The sequence below is a fragment of the Pseudomarimonas arenosa genome (assembly GCF_014841215.1).
GTDB lineage: Bacteria > Pseudomonadota > Gammaproteobacteria > Xanthomonadales > Xanthomonadaceae > Pseudomarimonas > Pseudomarimonas arenosa.
The window spans coordinates 143,948-166,806 of record NZ_JACYTR010000007.1 but is presented as its reverse complement, the minus strand read 5'-3'; the positions used below and the strand labels follow the sequence as shown (position 1 = coordinate 166,806).

The 22,859-nt window shown below is 64.0% G+C and carries 20 protein-coding genes; 12 read left to right on the top strand and 8 right to left on the bottom strand.

Annotated features, from left to right (window positions below):
* Positions 1 to 44: 44 nt before the first annotated feature.
* From IFO71_RS05785 to IFO71_RS05775, 3 genes are read left to right on the top strand one after another with little or no spacing between them, the layout of a single operon-like run.
* Positions 45 to 479 carry a protein tyrosine phosphatase family protein gene (locus IFO71_RS05785; protein ID WP_192028588.1) on the top strand — a complete coding sequence of 145 codons (435 nt, stop codon included), beginning with the start codon at positions 45 to 47 and terminating at the stop codon, positions 477 to 479.
* Entirely contained in the window at positions 476 to 1,267 is a 792-nt protein-coding gene (locus tag IFO71_RS05780; protein ID WP_192028587.1) for a sulfite exporter TauE/SafE family protein, read from the top strand. Before IFO71_RS05785 ends, IFO71_RS05780 begins: the two co-directional genes overlap by 4 nt.
* 58 nt (positions 1,268 to 1,325) lie before the next feature.
* Positions 1,326 to 1,862, top strand: a complete 537-nt coding sequence (locus IFO71_RS05775; protein ID WP_192028586.1) for a cytochrome b — start codon at positions 1,326 to 1,328, stop codon at positions 1,860 to 1,862.
* Between the two features lie 10 nt (positions 1,863 to 1,872).
* Here the strand turns inward: IFO71_RS05775 and IFO71_RS05770 are convergent, their stop codons facing one another.
* From IFO71_RS05770 to IFO71_RS05755, 4 genes are all read right to left on the bottom strand, one after another.
* Complete coding sequence (locus tag IFO71_RS05770) at positions 1,873 to 3,114, bottom strand: hypothetical protein (protein WP_192028585.1); 1,242 nt, start codon at positions 3,112 to 3,114, stop codon at positions 1,873 to 1,875.
* Positions 3,111 to 3,917 carry an outer membrane lipoprotein-sorting protein gene (locus IFO71_RS05765; RefSeq protein WP_192028584.1) on the bottom strand — a complete coding sequence of 269 codons (807 nt, stop codon included), beginning with the start codon at positions 3,915 to 3,917 and terminating at the stop codon, positions 3,111 to 3,113. Before IFO71_RS05765 ends, IFO71_RS05770 begins: the two co-directional genes overlap by 4 nt.
* Positions 3,914 to 6,439: an efflux RND transporter permease subunit gene (locus IFO71_RS05760; protein ID WP_192028583.1), complete on the bottom strand. Its 2,526-nt coding sequence runs from the start codon at positions 6,437 to 6,439 to the stop codon at positions 3,914 to 3,916. The genes IFO71_RS05765 and IFO71_RS05760 overlap by 4 nt, the downstream gene beginning before the upstream one ends.
* Before the next feature lie 72 nt (positions 6,440 to 6,511).
* Entirely contained in the window at positions 6,512 to 8,296 is a 1,785-nt protein-coding gene (locus IFO71_RS05755) for an ArnT family glycosyltransferase (RefSeq protein WP_192028582.1), read from the bottom strand.
* 163 nt (positions 8,297 to 8,459) lie between these two features.
* Here IFO71_RS05755 and rimK point away from each other — a divergent pair, with 163 nt between their 5' ends.
* Positions 8,460 to 9,365, top strand: coding sequence for a 30S ribosomal protein S6--L-glutamate ligase (gene rimK / locus IFO71_RS05750; RefSeq protein ID WP_192028581.1), 906 nt, complete (start codon positions 8,460 to 8,462; stop codon positions 9,363 to 9,365).
* A complete protein-coding gene (locus IFO71_RS05745) occupies positions 9,365 to 10,411 on the top strand; it encodes a succinylglutamate desuccinylase/aspartoacylase family protein (RefSeq protein ID WP_192028580.1) in 1,047 nt (348 codons plus the stop codon). Before rimK ends, IFO71_RS05745 begins: the two co-directional genes overlap by 1 nt.
* A 127-nt stretch (positions 10,412 to 10,538) precedes the next feature.
* On the opposite strand, the gene IFO71_RS05740 is transcribed toward IFO71_RS05745, so the two are convergent.
* Positions 10,539 to 11,303 carry a glucose 1-dehydrogenase gene (locus tag IFO71_RS05740; protein WP_192028579.1) on the bottom strand — a complete coding sequence of 255 codons (765 nt, stop codon included), beginning with the start codon at positions 11,301 to 11,303 and terminating at the stop codon, positions 10,539 to 10,541.
* A gap of 63 nt (positions 11,304 to 11,366) precedes the next feature.
* Between IFO71_RS05740 and IFO71_RS05735 the strand changes: the two genes are divergently transcribed.
* Both IFO71_RS05735 and IFO71_RS05730 read left to right on the top strand, forming a co-directional pair.
* A complete protein-coding gene (locus IFO71_RS05735) occupies positions 11,367 to 12,164 on the top strand; it encodes an SDR family NAD(P)-dependent oxidoreductase (RefSeq protein ID WP_192028578.1) in 798 nt (265 codons plus the stop codon).
* A gap of 2 nt (positions 12,165 to 12,166) precedes the next feature.
* Positions 12,167 to 14,425: a S9 family peptidase gene (locus IFO71_RS05730; RefSeq protein WP_425502870.1), complete on the top strand. Its 2,259-nt coding sequence runs from the start codon at positions 12,167 to 12,169 to the stop codon at positions 14,423 to 14,425.
* A 3-nt stretch (positions 14,426 to 14,428) separates the two neighbouring features.
* On the opposite strand, the gene IFO71_RS05725 is transcribed toward IFO71_RS05730, so the two are convergent.
* On the bottom strand, positions 14,429 to 15,241 hold the full coding sequence (locus tag IFO71_RS05725) for a metallophosphoesterase family protein (protein ID WP_192028577.1): 813 nt from the start codon (positions 15,239 to 15,241) through the stop codon (positions 14,429 to 14,431).
* Positions 15,238 to 16,143, bottom strand: a complete 906-nt coding sequence (locus IFO71_RS05720) for a diacylglycerol/lipid kinase family protein (RefSeq protein WP_192028576.1) — start codon at positions 16,141 to 16,143, stop codon at positions 15,238 to 15,240. The genes IFO71_RS05725 and IFO71_RS05720 overlap by 4 nt, the downstream gene beginning before the upstream one ends.
* 331 nt (positions 16,144 to 16,474) lie before the next feature.
* Between IFO71_RS05720 and IFO71_RS05715 the strand changes: the two genes are divergently transcribed.
* On the top strand, positions 16,475 to 17,698 hold the full coding sequence (locus IFO71_RS05715) for a GGDEF domain-containing protein (RefSeq protein ID WP_192028575.1): 1,224 nt from the start codon (positions 16,475 to 16,477) through the stop codon (positions 17,696 to 17,698).
* On the opposite strand, the gene IFO71_RS05710 is transcribed toward IFO71_RS05715, so the two are convergent.
* Positions 17,652 to 18,092, bottom strand: a complete 441-nt coding sequence (locus IFO71_RS05710) for an NUDIX hydrolase (RefSeq protein ID WP_192028574.1) — start codon at positions 18,090 to 18,092, stop codon at positions 17,652 to 17,654. The genes IFO71_RS05715 and IFO71_RS05710 overlap by 47 nt on opposite strands.
* A gap of 110 nt (positions 18,093 to 18,202) precedes the next feature.
* Here IFO71_RS05710 and IFO71_RS05705 point away from each other — a divergent pair, with 110 nt between their 5' ends.
* The 4 genes from IFO71_RS05705 (at position 18,203) to IFO71_RS05690 (ending at position 22,858) form a co-directional block, all read left to right on the top strand.
* Positions 18,203 to 19,531: an ankyrin repeat domain-containing protein gene (locus IFO71_RS05705; protein WP_192028573.1), complete on the top strand. Its 1,329-nt coding sequence runs from the start codon at positions 18,203 to 18,205 to the stop codon at positions 19,529 to 19,531.
* Positions 19,532 to 19,623: 92 nt separating this feature from the next.
* The gene (locus IFO71_RS05700) at positions 19,624 to 20,034 is read left to right on the top strand and encodes a GntR family transcriptional regulator (RefSeq protein ID WP_192028572.1); all 411 of its coding nucleotides are present in this window, start codon (positions 19,624 to 19,626) and stop codon (positions 20,032 to 20,034) included.
* A 25-nt stretch (positions 20,035 to 20,059) separates the two neighbouring features.
* On the top strand, positions 20,060 to 21,013 hold the full coding sequence (locus IFO71_RS05695) for an ABC transporter ATP-binding protein (RefSeq protein ID WP_192028571.1): 954 nt from the start codon (positions 20,060 to 20,062) through the stop codon (positions 21,011 to 21,013).
* Between the two features lie 9 nt (positions 21,014 to 21,022).
* Complete coding sequence (locus IFO71_RS05690) at positions 21,023 to 22,858, top strand: hypothetical protein (protein ID WP_192028570.1); 1,836 nt, start codon at positions 21,023 to 21,025, stop codon at positions 22,856 to 22,858.
* The last annotated feature ends 1 nt before the right edge of the window (position 22,859 follow it).

The following is a 22,859-nucleotide window of genomic DNA, read 5'->3' as shown; positions in this document are numbered from 1 at the left end:
GGTTTAGGGATGACCTATATGCTAAGTGTTCAGGACGCTGCCCGATGACGCTTCGCCCGCAGGCGCTGGAGTCACGGCTTGCCGTCGCCGCACAGATCAGCACTGCCGATGTGACGGCGATTGCGGCTGCCGGCTATCGTGCCCTGATCTGCAATCGACCCGATGGCGAGTCGGATGACCAGTGCGATGCGGCGACCATCGCTGCTGCGGCGCAGGCGCAGGGCCTGCCGTTTCGCTATCTCCCGGTGCTCGGAAGCGCTATCGATTCGGCGGCCATCGCCGCCTTTCGCCAGGCATTGAATGAGCTGCCGACGCCCATTCTGGCGTACTGCCGCAGTGGTAATCGGTCGACCCTGCTGTGGGCGCTGGCCGAAGCCGGTCGGCGGCCATTGGCCGAGATCGAGTCCCGCGCGGCGGCGGCTGGCATCAGTCTGACCGACTTGCAGCCACGCCTGCAGCGACTCGCCGAGGGCCTGTGACCAGTCTCAGCCTCGCTCAGGCTGTGCTGGCACTCTTATCAGGCAGTTTGGTCGGATTCTCGCTTGGTCTGATCGGTGGCGGTGGGTCGATTCTGGCGCTGCCCTTGCTGGTCTACGTAGTAGGCGTGCAGGACCCGCATCTGGCGATCGGTACCAGTGCGCTGGCGGTGGCCGCCAATGCCACGGGCGGCCTGTACCAGCACGCCCGCCACGCCCATGTGCGTTGGTCGGTGGTCGGCGTGTTTGCCGCCGCCGGCGTGTTCGGCGCCTGGCTGGGGTCGAGCCTCGGTAAGACCGTTGATGGACAGCATCTATTGCTGCTGTTTGCCTTGCTGATGCTGCTGGTGGCCGGCCTGATGCTGCGCCATCGTCATTATCCTGGCCGCGATCAGGCCGAATGGAATGGCCGCACCCTGCGCCGACTGTCGCTGACCGGCCTGGCGGTGGGTGGCATGGCCGGGTTTTTCGGTATCGGCGGCGGCTTCCTGATCGTGCCCAGCCTGATGTACGCCGCCGGCCTGCCGATCCTGCTGGCGATCGGCTCGTCCTTGCTGGCGGTAACCGCTTTCGGCCTGACCACGGCGATCAACTATGCCCGAGCCGGCTGGATTGACTGGCCGTTGGCGCTATTGTTCATCCTCGGCGGATTGGCCGGCAGCCGGCTGGGTAGCGCCGTCGCACGCCGACTGTCGCTGAGTCGCGGTCGGCTGAATACGATATTTGCCGGCGTGATCGCCATGGTGGCGGCCTACATGCTGTATCGCGAACGCGCGCTGTTCGATATATAGGCTTGCGCGCTGGCGATGGCAATGGCGTTTCCGATTCTCTGACCTTGTGGAGCGGTTCATGTCGCAGCATCCAATTCCGGCAATCAATCCAGTCAGTCGATGGATTCACTGGCTCAGTGTTCTGCTGATGCTGGCGGTGTATGTCAGCATGGAGTTTCGCGGTTGGTTTCCGCGTGGCAGTGAGCTGCGCGCCTCCTTGCATCCGATTCATCAGTGGCTGGGGCTGTCGCTCCTGCTGCTGTTGGCTTTGCGCCTCTGGGCTCGCTGGCGGCGGCCCTTTCCGCCCATTGCTCCTCGGCCCCCGGCTTGGTTGGTCGCCGCCGCCCATGCTGGTCACTTCGCGTTGTATGCCTTCTTGCTGATCATGCCGTTGCTCGGCTGGGCCCTGGTCAGCGCCGAGGGCAAGCTGCCCAGTGTGCTGGGCATGGCCTTGCCGCCGTTGCTGGCAGTGGACAGCGATATGGCTCACCGACTGGAAGACTGGCATGAGTGGGGCGCGACGATCGGCTACTTCCTGATCGGCGGCCACCTACTGGCGGTCGTCTGGCACCACCTGCAGTTGCGTGACAACACCTTGCGGCGGATGCGCGGTTGATACGGCCGGCTCAGAACTGCCTTCTCAGCCACAGACCGAGTTGGCTGTCGTCGGTGAATTGACCAAACAAGGTGTTGGGCAGGCCGCCAAACAGATTCAGTTGTACGCCGGCCAGCCAGTCGTCGCTGAAGCGATAGCTGGCGGTGCCGCGCAGCCAGCGATCGTGGCGATCGGGGGAATAGAACTGAATTGCACTCAGCTGCAGGCGATCCTGCATCGACGACTGGGTCAGCCGCAGCGAGATCAACTGCCGCTGGCCCTGAGCAAACGGATTCAGCGCGCGCGGGTGATGATCAAAGCGCTCGTGGTAGAGCTGCACGCCGCCGCTCAGCTTGGCGCGCAGCTCGCGTTCGAAACCGAGCATGATGGCTGATTTGTCCGGCACTACGACGCTGTCATCGGCGGCGCCGTCGCGGCGCCGTTCGCGCCCCAGTTCGGCCGATGCAATGCCACCCCAGAGCGGTCCGCGCACGCTGGCGCCGAGCGTGTCGCGCCGGCGAAACTGCGCCGCCCCATTACGATCGGCCGACAGCGGCTGCTTGTCGAAGCCGCGATAGGCGTACGCTGCGTACTCGATGCCGTTGTGGCTGCGGGCCAGGCGCAGTGCCGTCTCGCTGTTGTTGGGCGGCTCAGGGTCGAGCAGTCGGCTGCCGCCCACGAGTCGCTGCAGCGTGGGGTCGAACAGACTGAGCCGGCGCCCATCGGGAAAGCGGTCTGAGGTGAACCTGGGTGTGTAGGCGAGATCGACATTCAGCGGGCCGAGGCCGGCCAGCAGGCGCAGCGTGTTCGACGGCACCTTGAAATTGGCATCGTCGCCCCCGGACAGCGGTGCAACGAAATCCTTGGGGAAGCGGTCATTGACAAACAGCAGGTCGCCGGTGCCCCAGCCCAGCACCTGGCGACCGAGCTTGAACTGGGCCCGATCAGTCAGCGTGAATGACAGGCTGGCCTCACGCAGATCGCTGCGCAATCGGCCTTCGAGGCTGTCGGCATACAGGTCGAGCTGTACATCCCAGGCAAGCCGATCGGCCTGATCGCTGGCTTCGAGTTTCAGCTTCAGCTCATCGCGACTCGCTCGGTGCGGGAACAGTGGGTTACGATCGAATCGCTGGGCCGAGCGGTATTCAAGATACCCGCTGAGCAGGCTGGGATCGTCCCAGTCCTGCCAGTCGTCGAATTCATCCTGCGCCTGGCTGACGCCGCAGCCTGCGGCCAGCACAAGCGCCAGGGCAGAACGCCACCGACTGCTCAATCGGCGCCTGCCTTCAGCCACTGGCGCGGTGGGTTGCGCAGCGAACGCGGCGTGAACAGCTCGGCCTCGAGGCCAATGTCGTATTGCGGATTGCGCATTTCCAGCAGGGTGTAGCCACCGGTCAAGTGGTTGCTGACCTTGCTGCGAATCACCGTTGGATGGCCTTGTACGAGGGCGGTGGCCAGGGTCTCGATGCTGCGCAGCGGCTTGCCTTCGGCATCGAAATATTCCGCCTTTACCGGCAGGTGGGTGCTGAGATCAATGGTCGCCAGGGCGTAGGCAAACTCGACCGAGCTCGGCTCCTTCGGCTCGCACTTGATCACCGCCTGCTTGCCGTCATTGCTGATCAGTTGGTGCCAGTCGAGCGCCGGGTTGCGGCCGGAAATATCCTCGTAGAAAAAATCCGAACCGACAAAGCTGGTGCGCTTGTCGCCGGCCGAAATGCGTTTGTCGAGATCCAGTGCCGGCAGATACAGCCAGCGATCATCGTCGCGCTCGGTCTGCTTGTTGACCAGCAGCACGGTACCGCGGACGTCCGCCGGTCGATCGAACACGACCAGGAAATCCTGATTGCCACCGTCTTCGACATCGCGCCGCAGGATCACGAATTGACGTTGTTGCTGATTGCCCTGGGCATCGCGAATCAACATGCGCGCCTGGCTGCGGCCATCGTCGCCGGCGTAGCGTGTGGCGCGATAAGCCGCGCTGACGATAGCTTCGGCCGCAGCATCGACTTCGCGCGCCTCCGCGGCACCGAGCGCGGCAGCGAGCAAGGCGCCGAGCAAAGCGAATTGTCGAATCATGCTGGGTTCCTTGGTGCGGTGTGCCGTAGCAGCCAGCCATTGCCTGCCCAGAGCAGGGCGGTCAGCAGGTACAAGCTTACCAAGGCCGACACTGCCATGATGCTGGCCAGCAGGTAGCCGACCGTGATGTAGGGCACCAGCGGCGCCAGCAACAGGGGAGTGAAGCCGATCGCAATGACGATGGCATTGCGGCTGATCGCCAAGGCGGGTTCATCGAACATCGCCGCCAGAGTGCGCTGAAGGTCGCGCTGGCGGGCGTAGATGGCGCGGGCGCGCTGGATGAAATGGATGGCGAAGTCGACCGACAGGCCCAGGGCCAGCGAAGACAGAACGGCGATCGGCATATCGTAGTCCTTGCCCAGCCAGCCGATGGCACCGTAGATGAAGGCAATGGTCAGGCTCAGCGGTAGCATCGCCAGCAGGCCGAGCAGCAGGCTACGGAACAGCACGATCATCATGATCAGCACGACGACAAAGGCGCCGGCCAGACTCTGCGCCATGCCGGTCACCATTTCGCCCTGCCAGACTCGATTGAGGTGGGTCTTGCCGGCCCAGCGCAACTGCAGGCCGTCCGGCAGCGGGTGCTGGGCTACATAATCCTGAACCCATTGTTCCACTGCTTGCATGTCCTGGTTGTCGCCGCTGGTGAGCTGCAGCCAGACCACCGCAGCGCGGTAATCGGTGGTGGTGAAGTGCCACAGGTCCTGCGGCCGGTGTGAGCTCTGAAACTGCAGCAGGGTCTGTGCCACCGCGGCCTGACTGTCGGGGATGCGGAATTGCTCGGCCTCGCCGCTGCGAAGCTCGCGATGCACGGTCTTGACCAGATCGGGCAGGGCATTACTCTTGCCGATCAGGCCGCTCTGCTGCAGCGCCGCCTGCAACTGCTCGACGTAGCGCAGTACCTCGGGTTGCTGGAACACCGCTAATGCGCGCTGCGCGTCTTCGATTCGCTCGATCCACTGATCGCTGAGCTCGCTGTCCAGCGCAAGACTGCCCTCGTCCAGCCGATCCAGTGCTGACTGCAGAGCCGGCCCCAGATCACCGGGCTGGCTCAGGCTGGCGATCGCCAGCTGTTGGGCTGCAGAATCGGCTTCGGCCATCCAACCATCACGCAGTCGGTCTTTCAGCGCGGCGATATCGTTGTCCAGCACCATGAAGGCGTCGTAGGCTCCGGCAAAGTGCTGGTTAAGTACGCGGTCGGCAACGCGAATCGGGTGGTCGGCCTTGAACCAGCGCGTCGGGTTGTCATTGACCTCGATGCGGGCGATGCCGTAGGCGCTGGCCACGCTCAGGCCCAGGCATAGCAGAACGATCGGCCAGCGCGCCCGCAGCGCGCCGCGGCCCAAGCCGGGAAGCCAGCGCGTCAACAGGCTGCCGCCTTCGCTGTGTCGCGTCAGGGCCTGCAGTGCCTTGGGCGATAGCGAGGCAACAAAGGCCGGCAGCAGGGTCAGGGTGAGCAGAAAGGCCAACAGGATCCCAAACGCCACGAAGGCGCCAAAGATCTGCACCGGCGGAATCGGTGTCAGCAAAAGGGAGGCAAAGCCCACCGCTGTGGTCAGGCTGGTGTACAGCATCGGCTTGAACAGATCGTTCAGTACCGACTCGATCACCTGCTTCGGGTCGTCGCCCGGACGGTAGCGCTCGCTGAAATCAGACAGGATATGGATGGCGTCGACTACCGCGATCGGCATCAGGAAGATGGCGATCATCGAGCTCATGATATGCACCGAGAAGCCGAGGCCGATCAGCAGCCCCATGGTGATGATGACCGAACCCATGGCGACCAGCATCGGCGCGGCCACGAACAGCGCATTGCGGAAGAACAGCCACATCAGCAGATAGATCACCAGGGCGGCCAGCGGCGCACAGATCGCCATCTGCACGAACATCTCGTAGCCGAAGCGATCCTCGGCAATCGGTAGGCCGGTAATATGAAAGCTATCGCTGCTGTCGAGCCCGGCCACCAGCCGCTCGATCTCGCCGCCGATGCGATAGGCCTGATTCTTGTCGGCGATCGGTACGTAGATCGCCGCGGCCTTGTCGTCACCTGACACCAGGGTGTTGTCGAACATCGGCAGGCGGCTAAGCTGTGCGTTCAGGTCGAGAGCGCCAGCCTGGTCGGCCGGCGGCGTCGACATCAACCACTCGAAGCGCACCGTGCCGAGGCCGGCCTGGCGAATATTGTCCACCGTGGCGAGCGACATCAGGTCGGCGCGGATCACGCCATCGAGCTTGGCGATCTCGGCGTTCAGGCGGTGTAGGGCGGCTAGCGACTGCGGGTTGTAGATGCCCTCGGCATGCTGGCTGACCTGGCCGACCACGATCATGTCGTGCAGGGCGAAGCGCCGCTTGGTCTCGTTGTGGAACACCCTCTCGGGCTGCGTGGCCGCCAGCATGTTTTCCGGGTCGGTGTCGATCTTGACCCTCGGCATCGCCGCCATCGCCAACAGGCATAACACGGCGGTCAGGAGGAATACCCGACGCGGGTGGGCGACTGAGGCGCGCCAGAGGCGTTGCGACATGCAGGAGTCCGTTCGATGCGCTGGCGAGCGGCCAGCGGGCGCGCGCAGTGTACTGATTGTGTCCGCCTCGGACTATTCGTCAGCGGCTGGCGGTCGGTCCGAGCTGGGTTGTGCGTCGGCCGCTTGGCGCAGGGTCGCAGCGCAGGATGGCGCCAGCTCGTGGCCGGGCAATAGCGACCATTCGACCCGGTTGGCGCGACCCAGCGGTTGCAGGCGCGCCGTGCTCAGGCAGTCGGGCAGATCGGCCTTGCGCACCAGCAGCCAGCGTCGCTGCGGGGCATGATTGAGCCATTCGACCGCACCGACCCACTGCGCTGCCAAGGGTTGGCGATAGCCGAAGTCCTGCACCGGGCGGTCGGCCTGCAGCAACAATTGTTCTTTCAGATCGACGATGCCGAGTTCGGCCTCGGCGGGCAGCCGCTCACCCACCTCGGCCATCAGCTGCTTGCCCGAGCTGCTGGCATCCAGGGCCGGCCCGAGCAGCAGGCCGTAGCTGATCCACACCATCACGGTGAATCCGAACAGGCTGGTTCCGATGCGCCGCCCTCGCGAGGCGATCAAGGCGATCAGGCCGCTGCCGCTAAGCAGGGCAAAGCCCAGCAATAGGCGCTGCAGGTCGGCGGCATCCAGGGCGCGTCGTTCGGTCAGTTTCAGTACCGCCGGTGCTTCGACCCAACCGCCTACGGCCAGCAGTCCGCCGAGCAGGGACACCACGCCTATGTAGATGCGCAGGGTCCAGCGGACGCCACGCAGCCGCAGCAGACCTGGCAGCAGCGGCGCGGCGGCCAGGGCCAGGGCTGGCAGTGCAGGAAAGATGTAGACCTCGCGCTTGCCGCTGCTGGCGCTGAAGAACAGCAGCACCAACAGCGCCCAGCCGAGCAATAGCCAGTAGCGCAGGTCGCCGCGTCGCAATCGACGCCACCAGGCCGGCAGCAGCCAGGGCAGCAACAGGGCGCCGGGCAGCCACAGGGTGAAGATCACCTGCAGGTAGTACCAAGCCGGTCGATGGTGATGCCAGGCGTTAAGGTAACGAGTGCCGGTTTGCCGAAACAACAGCTCCTGGGTGTAGGCACGCAATTCTGGCGTGTCATTCCACCAGGTGGTCAGCAACACCGGCGCCAGCCAGATCATGGCGCCGCCAACAAAGGCCGGGATCAGCCAGCCGGCGCCGCCCCAGCCGCCGCCAGTCGCCGGGTCGGCATGGCCGCGGCGGGCATAGCTGCGCCAGCCGGCATAGGCAACCAGCATCAGCAGGGGCAGAAAGCCCACGCCCTTGGTCACCGTGCCCAGGCCGGCGGCGAAACCGGCCAGCATCAGCGCCGCTCGATTCGGTCCACGCAGAAAATGCACTAACAGGCCCCAAAGCGCCACGGTGGTCATCGCGGTGAGCGACATGTCGATCTGCCCGCGCTTGGCCTGCAAGCCAAACTGCAGGCTAATGAAGAGGGCGGCCAGCGCCCAGGGGGCCAGTCGTGGGCGCCAGATGCGGCCGGCCAGATCAGCCACCAGCCACAAGGTCAGCAGACCGGCCAGCAGGGAGGGCAACAGAAAGGCGATGTCCAGATCGCCAGTCAGGGCATAGAACGCGGCCTGCATCCACATGAAGGTGGCCGGCTTCTCCGCATACACTTCGCTGCCGCGCTGTGGTATCAACCAGTGCCCGGTCTCCACCATGGTCTTGGCGGCCAGGGCAAAGCGTGGTTCGTCAGGCGGGTTGGGGGCGCGCATGCCCAGTCCGGCCGCCAGCGCAAGCAGGGCGAGCAGCAGCAGGGCGCAAACACTGCGTGTGGGAGTGCGTAGGAAATTCACCGCGGCCAATGATAGTAGTTTGGCGAAAGGCGGTGTGAAGAGCTGCATCGCGCAATCGCGGGTGATCGATCCTCGGCGGAGGGCGCTGTTGGAAGCCGCCGCGGGCTGCGCGCTGGCGCTCATTGCCGCCTTTCGCTTCAGGTAGACTTTGGCTGCAGCTTGCATTCGGCGAGCCAGCGATGTCCTCGATTTTCCAGTCGCGGAGGCTTCGATGAAGATCGCGCTGTTGGCACGCAATCCCGAGCTTTATTCGCACAAGCGGCTGGTGGAAGCGGCACAGGCGCGCGGCCACGAGATCGAAGTGATCAACACCCTGCGTTGCTATATGAACATCACCTCGCATCGGCCCGAGCTGCGCTACAAGGGCGAGAAGGTCAGCGGCTTCGATGCGGTGATTCCGCGCATCGGCGCCTCGATCACCTTCTACGGCCTGGCGGTGCTGCGCCAGTTCGAGATGATGGGCGTCTACACCCTGAACGAGTCGGTGGCGATTGGCCGCTCGCGCGACAAGCTGCGTTCACTGCAATTGCTCTCGCGTGCCGGCATCGGCCTGCCGGTCACCGCCTTTGCCTACGACACCAACCGCATTGATGAAATCCTCGATATCGTTGGCGGTGAGCCGGTGATCATCAAGTTGCTGGAAGGCACTCAAGGCATCGGCGTGGTGCTGGGCGAGACGCGCAGCTCGGCGCGTTCGGTGATCGAGGCCTTCCGCGGTGCCAAGGTGAATATCCTGGTGCAGGAGTACATCAAGGAGGCCGGCGGCACCGATCTGCGCTGTCTGGTGATTGGCGGCAAGGTGGTGGCGGCGATGAAGCGACAGGGTGCGCCGGGCGATTTTCGTTCCAACCTGCACCGTGGCGGCAGCGCCAAGTCGGTCAAGATTACCCCCGAAGAACGCAGCACAGCCATTCGTGCCGCCAAGGTGATGGGCCTGAATGTCGCCGGTGTCGATATGCTGCGTTCGAATCACGGTCCGGTGGTGATGGAAGTGAATTCATCCCCCGGTTTGGAAGGGGTTGAAAAGGCCACCGGCATGGATGTAGCGGGCAAGATCATTGAATTCCTCGAACACGAAGCAGCGCATGGCAATACCCGCACCAAGGGCAAGGGTTGATGCGGGCCGCCTTCGAGATCGGTGGGCAGAAGATCAAGGCCGGTGAACGGGCTACCGTTGAGCTGCCGCTCTCGGTGTTAAGTAACCATCAGCCGGTCACCCTGCCGGTGCATGTGGTGCACGGCCGCAAGGACGGGCCGGTGTTCTTTCTCAGTGCGGCAATACACGGCGACGAGATCACCGGTGTGGAGGTGATTCGCCAGGTGCTGCGCTTTCGCGGTCTGCGGCCGATGCATGGCACCTTGCTGGCGGTGCCGGTGGTCAACGCCTTTGGCTTTATCGCCCGCTCACGCTATCTGCCCGATCGCCGCGATCTCAATCGCTGCTTTCCTGGCAGTCCGCACGGTTCATTGGCCAACCAGCTTGCGCATCTGTTCATGACCGAGGTGGTCAGTCGCTGTCAGTACGGCATCGATCTGCATTCGGCAGCGATCCATCGGGCCAACCTGCCGCAGATCCGTGCCGATCTTGGCGATCCGCGCATCCACGATCTGGCCAGCGCGTTCTCGGCACCGATCATGATCGACGCCACCTTGCGTGATGGCTCGCTGCGCCAGTCAGCGCGCGAGGCCGGCGTGGTGGTGCTGCTGTATGAAGCCGGTGAAGCGCTGCGTTTTGACGATTTGTCTGTACGCGTCGGGGTGCGTGGCGTGCTCTCGGTGCTGCGCCATCTCGGCATGATCCGCGCCGCAGGCCAGCGCCGTGAGCCGGTTGCGCCGATGCATTCCAATACTACCTACTGGGTGCGCGCTGCCAGCGGCGGGGTGTTTCGCCGCGAAAGATCCCTGGGCGCAATGGTGGCTGAAAACGAAGTCCTTGGGGTGATCTCCGACCCGTTTGGCGAAGCTGAGCAAGCCGTGCATTGTCGAAAGGCTGGCCTGATCATCGGGCTGAACAATCTACCGGTCGTGAATCAGGGCGACGCCCTGTTCCATATCGCCCGTCTTGGCGAAGGCTCGGGGGAAGTCGATGTGATGATTCAGATGGAGCAGCAGCTGTACGGCGATGCGCTCAGTGATAGCGAGTGGGATACGCCGATGCCCTGACGGGTGAGGTGGGCTGCGTCGGCTGAGCGTGTCCAAGCCGGCTGAACGAAGCCGCTGCACTGCCGGCAAGCCAAGACGCTTTCGTTCGCCCGCTTCGCTATGACCAGCTCAGCCAGCGTCGGCACTGTCAGGCCAGATACCCGCCATCCACCACAAACTTGCCGCCGGTGACATAGCCGGCCGCCTGCGACAGCAGGAACAGCACCATGGGCGCCATCTCGTCCGGTTGCGCCACGCGCTGCAGCGGGATGAGTTTCATCATGGTGTTAAGGATCTTTTCATTCTGAGTCAGCGCCGAGGCGAACTTGGTGTCGGTGAGTCCCGGAAGTACGGCATTGACCCGGATGCCATGTGGCGCCAGCTCCTTGGCGAAGCCTTCGGTCATGTTGACGATGCCGGCCTTGGTCATCGAATAGATCAGCTGGCCCGGTGCGGCGCGCTTGGCATTCACCGAGGCGATATTGACGATGGCACCGCCGCCGTGGTCCTTCATGCGGCGGGCGGCCTGTACGGTGGTCCAGAAATAGCCGCGCAGATTGACCTCCACGGTCTTTTCATAGGCGGCCAGACTCATGTCGATGGCCGGGCCAAAGTACGGATTGGCGGCGGCGTTGTTGACCAGCAGACTGGGGCGCAGCTCGAGGGCATCGAGTTTCTGAAACACCGCCTCGATCGACTCCGGTTCGCCGACATGCATGGCCATGGCCTCGGCTCGGCCGCCGGCGCCGCGAATCACCTCGGCGACCTCTTCACAGCTTTCCTTGCGCCGACTGGTGCAGATCACATGCGCCCCATGGGCTGCCAGCAACTTGGCAATCGCCTCGCCAATGCCGCGCGACGCGCCGCTGACCAGGGCCACCCGGTCACTCAGATCGAATAAGGGGTCGGACATGCGAAACGAACTCCATCGGGCTGATATCCTCCGGAGCCTACCACCTTCGCAAGGAATTCCTGCATGACCCAACGTCGCGTCCTGATAACCGGTGGCGGCAGTGGCCTGGGCCGCGCCTTGGCCCAACGCTATGCCCGCAGCGGTGCGGCGGTGGCAGTGGTCGACCTGGATCGGGGGCGGGCCGAGGAGACGGTCAGCCTGCTGGGTGGCGATCCGCATTGGGCGCAGCAGGCCGATGTCGCCAGTGACGACTCGATGCAGGCGCTGGCAGAGGCCGTGCAGCAGCGCTGGGGCGGGGTGGATGTGCTGCTGAACAATGCCGGCATCGCCAGTGGTGGGCCGATGGTCGGCAGCACCATGAAGGAGTGGCGAGAAGTATTGGAGATCAATCTGCTCGGCGTCGTGCGTGGCTGTCTGGCCTTTCTGCCCGGCATGCTGGCTCAGGGGCGCGGCCAGGTGATCAATACGGCCAGTTTCGCTGGCCTGGCGGGTGCGCCGAACATCATGAGCTACGGTGTGTCCAAGGCCGGTGTGGTCACCTTGTCGGAACAACTGCGTGCCGAGGTCATTGATCAGGGCATCAGGGTGTCGGTGATCTGCCCGGCATTCTTTCAGACCAATCTGCTGGAGAGCTGGCGCGGCGATCAACGGATGAAGAAGTTCGGCGAGAAGATGATGCAGACCTCGACCGATACCCTGGACGGTGTAGCTGACCGTGTGTTCGAAGCTGCCGAGCGCGGTGACTTCATGATCCTGCCCACCCAGCGTGAGCCGATGCGCTGGCGGATCAAGCGTTGGTTTCCGAAGTATTACTTCAAGAAGCTGCGCGCCTTGGCCGGGCACGGTCGAGCGGGAGGTTGAGCGTGCGCAGTGCGGCACTGGCCCTGGGGTTGATGATGACAGCTACGGCAATGGCAACGGCGCAGGAAACTCGGCTGAGTCTGGAAGTGATTACCGGGGATGCCCAGCTGTCCGGGCCGACCTTGCTCAAGCCGAGCATTGCGCCCGACGGCAAGCAGGTGAGCTTCTTGCGCGGTCGCGAGGGTGAGCGCAACCGGCTGGATCTGTGGGCCTTCGATCTGGCTAGTGGCAAGACCCGGCGCCTGGTCGACAGTGATGTCTTGAGTGGCGGTCGCGAAGAGCTGTCCGACGAGGAGAAGGCGCGTCGCGAGCGGCAGCGAATTGCCGCGTTAAGTGGCATCGTTGAGTACCAGTGGGGGCCGGATTCGCGCCGCCTGATGTTCCCCCTGGCAGGCCAGCTTTACCTCTATGATCTGGATGCCAGGCCGGCCAAGGCGGTGCGCAGGATCACCCAGGGCGAGGGCTTTGCCACCGACCCGCAATTCTCGCCGCGTGGCGGATTTGTCAGCTTCGTACGTGAGCGCAATCTGTGGCTGGTGGACCTTGCCGACGGCAGCGAAAGACAGCTCACCAGCGACGGCTCCGAGCTGATCGGCAACGGTGTGGCCGAGTTTGTCGCCGATGAGGAAATGGATCGTCATACCGGCTACTGGTGGGCGCCGGACGATTCGGCGATCGCCTTTGTTCGCATCGACGAGAGCAGCGTTCCGATTCAGAAGCGCTACGAGGTCTATGCCGATCACACCGCCGTGGTCGAGCAGCGCTACCCGGCGGCCGGCGACCCCAATGTCAAGGTGAAGCTAGGTGTTCTGAAGCCCGGTGCGGCCGGTTCAGAGCCGCTGTGGATCTCGCTGGGCGACAACCCGGATATCTATCTGCCGCGAGTGAAATGGCGCAATGCCAACCTACTCAGCTTTCAGCGCCAGAGTCGCGATCAGCGGCGGCTTGATCTGTTGCAGGTGGATCTGAGTGTAGAGGCGGATCAGCCTGGCGGGGCCAATGATCCGCAGCGTTTGTTGACCGAGCTCAGTGACAGCTGGATCGAACTTCATCATGGTCTGCATTTTCTCGACGACGACAGTTTCCTCTGGCTCAGTGAGCGCAGCGGCTTTCAGCACCTCTATCACTACCCTGCCAGCGGTGGCGAGCCGAGGCAGCTGAGCTATGGCGACTGGATGGTCGAGGATGTGCTGGCGGTCGATCAGCGCAAGGCGGTGATCTACTTTTCTGCCACCAAGGACAGTGCGCTGGAACGGCATGTGTATGCGATGCCCTTGGCCGGCGGCGAACCGGTCCGGATTACCCGCGAGGCTGCCTGGCACGAGGCCAGTTTCAGCAGCGACGCAAGCTTCTTTGTCGATAGCTGGAATGCACCGCAGCAGCCGCCGCGCAGCGACCTGGTCGCAGCGGATGGCAAGCACATTGCGAACTTGCTGGATAATCGACTGGACGATCCGGCGCATCCCTACACGCCCTACCTCAGCGCGCATCAGCCAACCGAGTTCGGCAGCGTGGAGACAGAGGACGGCGAGCTGCATTACAGCCTGATCAAGCCCCTTGGGTTCGATCCGAGTAGACGCTATCCGGTGGTGGTCTGGGTATACGGTGGGCCGGCGGCGCAGACCGTCACCCGCACCTGGCCGAGTCGGGCCGATGCCTGGTTCAATCAGTACCTGGCGCAGCAGGGCTATCTGGTGTTCTCGCTCGACAATCGCGGCACACCGCGCCGCGGCGTGACATTCGGTCGCGCCCTGTTCCGTCAGCAGGGCAAGGTGGAAGTCGAGGATCAGCGTCGCGGCATCGAATGGTTAAAGGGCTTCGACTTTGTCGATCCGCAGCGCATCGCGGTGTACGGCTGGTCGAACGGCGGCTATATGACCTTGATGCTGCTGGGGCAGGCGGCCGATACCTACCGCTGCGGCATTGCTGGTGCCCCGGTCAGCGATTGGGCGTTGTACGACACCCACTACACCGAGCGCTATATGGATCATCCGCAGGCCAACCCCGATGGGTATGCCGCCAGTCGGGTGATGAGCCATAGTCAGGGCATCCGTGATGATGCATTGCTGTTGATCCATGGCATGGCTGATGACAATGTGTTGTTCAGCCATACCACTCAGTTGCTGGCCGATCTGCAGGGCAAAGGGACTCGCTTTGATCTGATGACCTATCCAGGCGCCAAGCATGGGCTGAAAGGTGCTGACTTGCTGCATCGCTATCGAACCACCGAGGCCTTCCTTCAGCGCTGCATTGGTCCTTAGCCCTTAGCTCGAAGTTTCCCTGGCCCGTAGCTGCAGCTGTTGCTGGGCGACCAGGCGAAACTGGCGAAACTCGCTGGGGCAGTCCCAGCGCTCGACCGCGCAGCATCGCGGCCCTTCGCTGGTCGGGTAGCGAATCAGATTGCAGGAGTTGGGGACACCGTCGCGCACCCGCGAAGACAGCGCGGTGCCGGCATTGACCACCCAGCAGCCCGGGTGATCAGGTAGCTCGGCAACGAAGGGCAAATGAATATGACCGCTGAGGAAGACATCCGCGCCGGCCTCGCACCAGGCCTGCAGAGCGCGCTCGGCGCCGCGGCAGCAGTTGTGCAGATCGCTGCTGCGCTCGACCCACAGCGGCTGGTGAGTGACGACGATCTTCAGTGCATCGCGATCGGCCGCCAACAGGGCCCGACGTACGCGATCGATTTGCGCTGGGGAGATCTCGCCGTCGATGTGCCGATAGCGACGGGTAGTCTTGACCGACAGCACATGCAGCGGATGCTGCACATGGCTCGGCGACAGGTCGGTCACCTGCAGCCCGCGCCTGAGGCGCCGATACGGACTGAACAGGCGTTGCCATAGCGCAAACAGTGGAATGTCGTGGTTGCCCGCCAGCAGCAGTCGGTGCGCCACGGCCTGTCGATCGAGCCAGTCATGTGCAGCAGCGAATTGTGCACGGGTCGCGCGTTGGGTGATGTCGCCGGAGAGGATCAGCAGGTCTGGAGATTGCGTCGCGATCAGCTCGTTCAAGGCGTGCTGCACCCAGGCCTGCTCGGTGCCGAAGTGGGTATCCGACAGATGCAGAATCACACTCATGCTGTGGTCTCGTTCGCGATTCGTCGCGGCACCAGCAAGGGCAGGCGCTCGGCCGCCACTTGAAAGCGCAAGGGCTGATCCATACGCACCAGCTCACCGTCGATTGCCACCCACAGGCGGCGTCGGTGCAGGGCAGTGACCTCAAGTTGTTCGAACAGGAACGCGTGTGCCCGCTCATCCCTTACCCATTGTCCGAGCAGGCCGCGCAATGCCAGGTTAAACAGGGACCAGCGCGGCTGAGGTCGCACTCGCAAACCCAGCAACTGCCCTTGGTCCACTGCTGCGGCTTGCTCCAGACCAAGGCTTTCCAGCTGCAAGCGATTATTGCCCGCCACCAGGGTCAGCACCTGCTCCAAACGCGTCTCGCCGTCGTGCTGAATCGCCAGGCACAGGCGCGGGTGTGGGCGAAGCAATGTGTTAATGCCCGCCCACAGGGCCACCAGGCGACTTCTTCCCAGACGCCGCTTGAAGGCCTCGCGATCTTGCAGCAGGCGCCGGTACAAGCCAATGCTGGCATTGATCAGAAACACGTGGTCATTGACCTTGCCGACCTGAATGGGCCGCACTTTGCCTTCGAGCAGATCACGCACCGCGGTTTCCAGGTGCTCTGACAGCCGATGATTCCTGCCAAAGAAATTGAACGTGCCCTGCGGCAGCGCGGCGAACACCACGCCCTTGCCCAGGCAGCGCTGGACCACGGCATTGATCGTGCCATCGCCCCCGGCCGCGACCAGTACGCGGCCCTGCGTTTGCGCCAGCCCGACAGCGCGCTCGATCACGTCGGGCATCTGACGAGGATGCAGAACCTGCAGCAGTTCGTGTTCACACCCTGCGTCGGCCAGCACCTGCTGCATGACCCGTTGCCGCTCCTGCGCCGCGCGACGGCCGGAACAGGCGTTCATCACGATCACGAAGCCGTTCGTGCCGGCGTTTGCATCGACCGCGTCTGCGGCAGAGGCGGGAGTGGCTGGAAGGGCGTTCACCACTAACCCGGATATTTCATGAGGTCGCGCCGAAAGATCCGGCGATTCCACTTGGGCTCGTCGCGCCTTGCACTCGACGCAAAGTCCTCGGTGATCATCCGCGCCCCCTCATGAAATATCCGGGCTAAACCCTACCATTGGACTGTGCAGGATCTGCCAACGCGCGGGTCCGGCGGAGCGCTCGGCTGCCAGTGTTAGGATCGCATTGTCGGGCGAATCCGAATGCCCTCCCGCGGCGTAGTCGAAGGCCATGGCAGAACTCCTCCTTTGGCAATGGAGCACCGCTGTGCAGATCAGCTCGGCGGCGCTGGTGGCGATTTTCTTCGTCGCCTTTCGGCGTTCCACCGGGCGCCGTGAGGTGGTCTGGTGGATGTGCGCCTGGCTGGCCAATGGGCTGGCCTTGCTGGTGACCTGGATGTTCTGGTTCTGGCAGCCGCAAGGCCTGCTGGTGCCGACCCTGCAAGCCGCCTATACCCTGTGCAAGTCGGCCTTTGTTGCCGCCATGGTGGTCGGCGCCTGGGTGTTTGCCCGCAATCGGGTCGAGCGGCCGCTGACCCTGGCCCTGGTGCTACCGCCCTTGCTGCTCACTTTTCTCGGTGGCTGGTGGGTGCAGAGCATTCCCCAGTTGGGCATGCTGCAGGCCTCGGTGATTGCCCTGGCGCTGAGCAGTGGCGCGTTGATCTGTTGGACCGCGCCCGGCCGCGGCCTGCTCTGGCTGGGCATTGGCTTTCTGCTGCGTGCCCTATTGGCGGCGGCCGAATTTGCTGCCTATGCCTGGAGCGCCACGGCCGAGCCCGGCAGTCTACCGAGTTACGTCGGCATCTTTCTTGCCTCGCACTCCTCGTTTGATACCGGCGCCGAGTGGGTGATTGCCCTCGGTGCGGTGCTGGCAGTGTCGCATCGCAACCACGCCGAGCTGGATGCCAGTCACGCCGAGTTGCACCAGGCGCACGAGGCGCTGAAACGGGTGGCTGAGCGCGATCCGCTGACCGGCATCTACAACCGGCGCATGCTGCCGCAGTTGATCGAGCGGGTGCGCCAGCATGGCGCGCGCCTGCTGTTTTTCGATCTGGATGATTTCAAGGCGATCAATGACAGCCTGGGCCATGATATCGGCGATGCCTGTCTGCGCCGCTTTGCCCAGGCCCTGCAGAGCAACTTCGGTGAAGCTACCGGTGTGGTGCGCTATGCTGGCGATGAGTTCGTCGTGTTGCTGCCCGATACCCTTAGCTCGGACGTCGCTTCACGTCTGGATCATCTGCGCGACGATCTGGCCGCCAACGACGTCGGTGTGCCTGGCATTGGATTCAGCGTTGGCGACACTCCAATCGAGCCGGGGGACAGCCCGGAGCGCGCCCTGCTGCGCGCCGACAAGCTGATGTACCTGGACAAGGCCGAGCGCAGACGTGTTCCGCGCTCGGCTACGGTCAGTCCGATTCGTCCGCCAAGGGTGGAGCCACCGAAAGCAGGCTAGGCAGGCGTTCCTTAAAGAACGCTCGGTGTTGCTCAAACCGTGGGCTAAGGTGCTCGAACTCGAACGGGCGAATCCAGCGCCAATCGGCCACTTCTTCAGGAGCCGGACAAAGGTTTGCCGCGGCGGCCTTGGCTTCGGCCAGCCACCAATGCAGGCGATAGCGGCCGTCATCGGTCAGGCATTGCCACACCTGGGCAATCGGTCGCACGCTCAGGCCCAGCTCCTCTTCAGCCTCGCGCTGCACCGCTGCCGGCTGCGACTCTCCGCGCTCCAGCTTGCCGGTAGGTACCGACCAGAAGCCCGGGCGCGGCACCGACTGGCTGCGCTGAACCAGCAGAATCCTGCCCTCGCGCAGCAGCACGATGGCAATGGCGTCGGCGGGTGGCTTGTTCATGGCGACAGTTGAGCAGCAGACCCATGCGCTGGCAATCCGGCCAGTTGTCACGCCGCCGCCGGCGGCGCGATGATGGCTTGGCATGTGCGCTCGCGGCCGGGGAGGAACCGATGGCAACGACGTTCGACAAGACCTCGTTGTTGGCCGTGCGTGATGCCATCTTCGAGGGCCGTTTGGCCCTGCTGCAGGCCGCCCATGCCGAGGGCTTCGACCTCAATGCGGCCCTGCCCGATGGCGACACGCCCTTGTTGGTCGCGGTAGCCGGCGATCGCGCGGCAATCGTCAAGTGGCTGCTGGAACAGGGCGCCGACCCTGACCTGACCCTGCGCGAGGACGGTCGTGGTCCGCTGCATCATGCCTGTGCCGGTGGCACGGCCGCCGTGGTGGAAGCCTTGCTGGTCGGCGGCGCATCACCCTCGGCGTTGGATGCGCGCGGACACCAGCCGATCCACTTGCTGCTCGCCTTGTCGCCGGAAAGATTGCTGCCGCCGAAGCTGAAACTGCTGCTCAAGCATGGCGCCGATCTCAATGCATCGGGCGCCGGTGAGAGCCCGCTGCGCATCGCTTACCGGCGCAAATTGCTCGACATCATGAAGCTATTAGTTAAGAACGGAGCGAACGTCGACGAGCGCGACACCTACGGCCGTACCTTTCTGGAACAGGCCGTACTTGCCGGCCAGGTCGAAGCCGCTGGTGTATTCGCTGGCAAGAGTCACTTTCTCAACCAGTCGGACAAGCAGGGCTACAGCCTGCTGATGCGCGCCGCGCAGGACGGGCGTGAAGCGATGGTCGAGCTGCTGCTGGCGGCCGGCATCGATCGAGAGGCCTGCAACAGCGTCGGCTATACCGCCCTGCATCTGGCGGTGCAAAAGGGGCAGGCTGCGATCTGTCGGCGCCTGCTGGAAGCGGGCGCCAACTGGCGCGCCGAAGAGCGCACTGATCGTCTCAATGCGGTGCAGTGGGCGCTGCGCTTCGCCAAGCCTGAGGTAGTGCAAAGCTTTGTCGAGCTGCTGTCGCCGGCAGCGATCCAGGAGTTGCGGCAATGGGCTGCGGGGCAGATCGATGACCCGCAGAAGTGGGCCCTGCTGGGCGGCGAACCCGCACCGGCGGCGCCCACACACCCAGTGCCCGCGCATTGCCCCTGCAACGAGTTCCCGCGCGCCAGGATTGTTGGCGAGCTGAGTGCGGAGCCCTGTCTGGAAATACTGCCGCGCAGCCAATATCTGTCCACTCCGCGCTGGGGACACTGCTTGTGCCGCTGCCGAGTCACCGGCCTGATCCTGGAAGCGGCAGGCATCGACTATCAGGGCCGCGAAATGTGGGAACTGCGCATCGCCCATGAAGGCTGGCCGCGCTTTCGAGCACTGCGACAAAGTGGCGAACTGCAGGCGGCGGAGGAATTTGTGCAAGCGGAGGCCAAGAGGTTGGGCTTGAGTTGAGCCGGGTCTGGCGTAGCCGCTTGCCGCTCCGCTTGACATTTGCCTCTCGCCGCCACTACTGTACTAGCGCACATAGTACAGCAGGTACACGCATGTCACGCACCGTTCCGCTTTTTTTGCAGCTCAGCGCCGCCGATCCGCGCCCGATCGTGCGCCAGATCAGCGATGGTATTCGCCGCGCGATCGCCAGTGGCGAATTCGAGGTTGGCGCTCAGTTGCCCAGTGTGCGCGCCCTGGCGCAGCAGCTGGCAGTCAATCCGAACACGGTGGCCAAGGCGTACGGTGAGCTGAGTCAGGAAGGCTGGCTGGACGCTCGTCAAGGCCTCGGCCTGTTCGTCGCCGCGCCCCGTCAGCGCTTGTCGTCGGCCGAGCGCAAGCGGCGGCTGTCCCAGGCAGTGGAGGGTTTCGTCGCCGAGGTGGTCGGGTTGGGCTATCCACTGGAAGACGTGCTTGGTCAACTTGAACAAGCACTTTCGCCATGTCTCCAGCGCCGTTCGGCCTGATTGGGCCTGGACCCAAGGATTGAAAATGTCAGCACAATTGCAATTGGTCAGCGCGCCACAGCCCTCTGCTCCGCCAGCAATCAGCGAGCCGGTGATCGAGGTCGACCAGCTCAGCCTGTACTTTGGCCGCAAAGCGGCGTTGGATCAGCTGAGTTTGAACATTCCGCGCGGCGGCATCCACGCCATCGTCGGTGCCAATGGTGCCGGCAAGTCGTCCTTGTTCCGCGTGTTGCTCGGTTTCCAGTCGCCGAGCAGCGGCCGTGCGCGCATTCTGGGCCGCGACTGTCAGTCGATCGAGGCGCAGGATCGGGCGCGGATCGGCTTCGTCAACGAAGAGCACAGTCTGCCGGCCTGGCTGCGGGTAGCTGAAGTGGTGGCCATGCAGCGCCGTTTGTATCCGCGCTGGAATGCGGCGCGCTATAGCGAGATCGTCGATCATTTCAATGTGCTGGCGGAACAGCGTGTTCGCGAGCTGTCGCGCGGCGAGCGCGCCGGCCTCAATCTAGCGATGGCGATGGCGCAGTCGCCCGAGCTGCTGATCCTCGACGAGCCCACCCTGGGCCTCGACGTCGTGGCCAAACGCGCCTTTCTCGAATCCCTGCTGGCCGCGGTGGCGGAGAGCGACAGCACGATCATCTACTGCTCGCACCAAATGGAAGAGATCGAGCGTCTGGCCGACAACCTGATCGTGCTGGAACGCGGTCGACTGATTCATATGTCGCCGCCGGACGAGTTCTGCCGCCGGGTCTCGTTGTGGGTGGCCGATTTCGGGTTGCAGTCGCCGCCTCTGTCGCACCTCAGCGGCCTGCTGCAAGTACAGACACTCGATGGCCTGCATCACTGCCTGCTGCTGGATGCGCCAGACGACTTCGGCCAACAACTCGAAGCCCTGGGCGCACGCCGCCACTACCGCGGCGAGGTCAGCCTCGATCGCGCGGTCAATGCGCTGCTGACCCGCCACCACGCCGCGCCGCGCTGAGGAAGCTCTATGAAAGATCTCATGTTGTCTGAGTGGCGGCGCTTCAGCCGTCTGGCCCTGATCGGCGCTAGCCTGCACTTGCTGGCCCTGCTATTCCTCAATCGCACGACCAACTTGCTGGCCTTGAGCTATTTCGAGGCACAGCCGATCTGGGCCTTGTACTGTCTGCTGGGTTTGATCCTGGGTGTGCTACAGGTCGGCAGCTATCGCAAGCCAAGCCAGTGGTTATGGTTGCTGCATCGGCCGCTTCCTCCACGACAAATCTTCCTCGCCCTGGCCGGCTCCGCCGGCCTCCTGCTGGCGACCCTGATTGCTCTGCCGCAGTTGCTGTTCCTGCTCGCTCTCGATCTGCTGAGTACGCAGTTGGTGGAGAGCCGTCACTACCTGGGCTCGATGCACCTGCTGGCCTACAGCGCTATGGCCTGGCTGGGCGGCGCCTATGCGTGTTGCAGTCGGCGCCGGCTGGCCCTGTTGGCCGCGGTGGCGCCCATGGCCATGAGTCTGCATCTGATCTCGGCCTGGTGGCTGCTGCTGCCGGTAGGTGTGGCTCTGGCCTGGCTGCTGTGGATCGCCAGCAGCGGCTTTCGTGCCAATCGTGAGGCACCGATCGAGCGTTGGTGGGATCTGCTGCTTACCGCTCTGCCCCTGCAGTTGGGAGCCTTCATGGTGACCTTTGCGATTGGCCAGATGCTCTGGCTGATTGTCACCATCGTGGCTGGCACCGACCCCCTTAACACGGACTTTCCCCCAGAAGGCGGTGTGATCGAGGTGATGCGGGCCGAGCCAGCCGAAGAGTTGGTGATGGGGCTGACTGCCAGCGCCGACCCGCGGGCCAGTGGCTGGGCCAGCGAAGTGCCCTTGCTGGAGCCGGTGCGCATCGGCCCCAATCTGAGCCGCTTTCCGCTGCGCCATCAGGTGGCCGAGCTCAACATGCCGACCAGCTGGTGGGATGAAGAGCGGCAGACCGTGTGGCGCTTCAGTCACGATCACATGCTGTTCCACGGTCGCGATCCGCAAAGCGGCCGCGAACGCGGCTGGTGGGGGGTCGGCGGCGCGGGCGACCGCACCCCGTTCGCCGAGGTGCCCTTCGCCAGCCATCAGGGTTATCTGCTGACGCCCTCGGTGCTGTATCGAATCGACCCGATCGAACAGCGGCAGTACGAGTGGATCCGTCTGGGGCTCGGCGAACGCTTCGTCGATGCCCCCGATCAGCAGCTCGATCGCTGGCTGGTGCTGACCAATCAGCGCCTGCTCGTGTTCCATCAGCGACGCGAGGCGGCGCAGCGTTTCGAGCCGCCTGAGCTCGACTGGGCCATGCCGCTGGCCGACGAAGTGCGCCTGCTGGAAGGAGTGGTGGTGGCCCGTCTGATGGAGGGCTGGCTGGTCTCACAGCTGTACGGCGAGGGCACACGCCAGGTTGGCTTTACCCGCTACTCGCGCATCGCCCAGCCCTGGCAGCAGATCAGTCTGATCGACGCGCAGGATCAGATCAGCGTGATTGCCGAGCGTCCGCTGCAGGCCGATTTTTCCGCCTACTCTCGGGTCAGTTGGTGGTACTCACCCCTGCTGCATGCGTTCTCCGAATGGCCCGACCAGGCGATGGAGAAGGGGCTCAGCTATCCGTTGAACCGCGAGGTGTGGCCTGAGCTCAAAGGCTTTCATCTGCTGGCACTGAGTCTGATGCTGTTGTCGACCCTGCTGGCCTGGGGTTACCTGCGTGGCAGTACGGCGAGTCGCGGTCGGCGCGGCTTCTGGTTGCTGAACTGCGGCCTGTTTGGCCTGCCTGCCCTGATCAGCCTGATCTGTCTCGAGCCCGGCCGCCCGGCCGGCCCATCGGCGAGCTGAG

What these genes read in the sequence shown, in the direction of transcription:
- IFO71_RS05720 (WP_192028576.1), bottom strand. Translation starts at nt 16,143, where the DNA reads ATGAACGCCTGTTCCGGCCGTCGCGCGGCGCAGGAGCGGCAACGGGTC.
- IFO71_RS05775 (WP_192028586.1), top strand. Translation starts at nt 1,326, where the DNA reads ATGTCGCAGCATCCAATTCCGGCAATCAATCCAGTCAGTCGATGGATT.
- IFO71_RS05705 (WP_192028573.1), top strand. Translation starts at nt 18,203, where the DNA reads ATGGCAACGACGTTCGACAAGACCTCGTTGTTGGCCGTGCGTGATGCC.
- IFO71_RS05740 (WP_192028579.1), bottom strand. Translation starts at nt 11,303, where the DNA reads ATGTCCGACCCCTTATTCGATCTGAGTGACCGGGTGGCCCTGGTCAGC.
- IFO71_RS05745 (WP_192028580.1), top strand. Translation starts at nt 9,365, where the DNA reads ATGCGGGCCGCCTTCGAGATCGGTGGGCAGAAGATCAAGGCCGGTGAA.
- IFO71_RS05755 (WP_192028582.1), bottom strand. Translation starts at nt 8,296, where the DNA reads ATGCAGCTCTTCACACCGCCTTTCGCCAAACTACTATCATTGGCCGCG.
- IFO71_RS05715 (WP_192028575.1), top strand. Translation starts at nt 16,475, where the DNA reads ATGGCAGAACTCCTCCTTTGGCAATGGAGCACCGCTGTGCAGATCAGC.
- IFO71_RS05700 (WP_192028572.1), top strand. Translation starts at nt 19,624, where the DNA reads ATGTCACGCACCGTTCCGCTTTTTTTGCAGCTCAGCGCCGCCGATCCG.
- IFO71_RS05760 (WP_192028583.1), bottom strand. Translation starts at nt 6,439, where the DNA reads ATGTCGCAACGCCTCTGGCGCGCCTCAGTCGCCCACCCGCGTCGGGTA.
- rimK (WP_192028581.1), top strand. Translation starts at nt 8,460, where the DNA reads ATGAAGATCGCGCTGTTGGCACGCAATCCCGAGCTTTATTCGCACAAG.
- IFO71_RS05785 (WP_192028588.1), top strand. Translation starts at nt 45, where the DNA reads ATGACGCTTCGCCCGCAGGCGCTGGAGTCACGGCTTGCCGTCGCCGCA.
- IFO71_RS05710 (WP_192028574.1), bottom strand. Translation starts at nt 18,092, where the DNA reads ATGAACAAGCCACCCGCCGACGCCATTGCCATCGTGCTGCTGCGCGAG.
- IFO71_RS05765 (WP_192028584.1), bottom strand. Translation starts at nt 3,917, where the DNA reads ATGATTCGACAATTCGCTTTGCTCGGCGCCTTGCTCGCTGCCGCGCTC.
- IFO71_RS05695 (WP_192028571.1), top strand. Translation starts at nt 20,060, where the DNA reads ATGTCAGCACAATTGCAATTGGTCAGCGCGCCACAGCCCTCTGCTCCG.
- IFO71_RS05690 (WP_192028570.1), top strand. Translation starts at nt 21,023, where the DNA reads ATGAAAGATCTCATGTTGTCTGAGTGGCGGCGCTTCAGCCGTCTGGCC.
- IFO71_RS05725 (WP_192028577.1), bottom strand. Translation starts at nt 15,241, where the DNA reads ATGAGTGTGATTCTGCATCTGTCGGATACCCACTTCGGCACCGAGCAG.
- IFO71_RS05735 (WP_192028578.1), top strand. Translation starts at nt 11,367, where the DNA reads ATGACCCAACGTCGCGTCCTGATAACCGGTGGCGGCAGTGGCCTGGGC.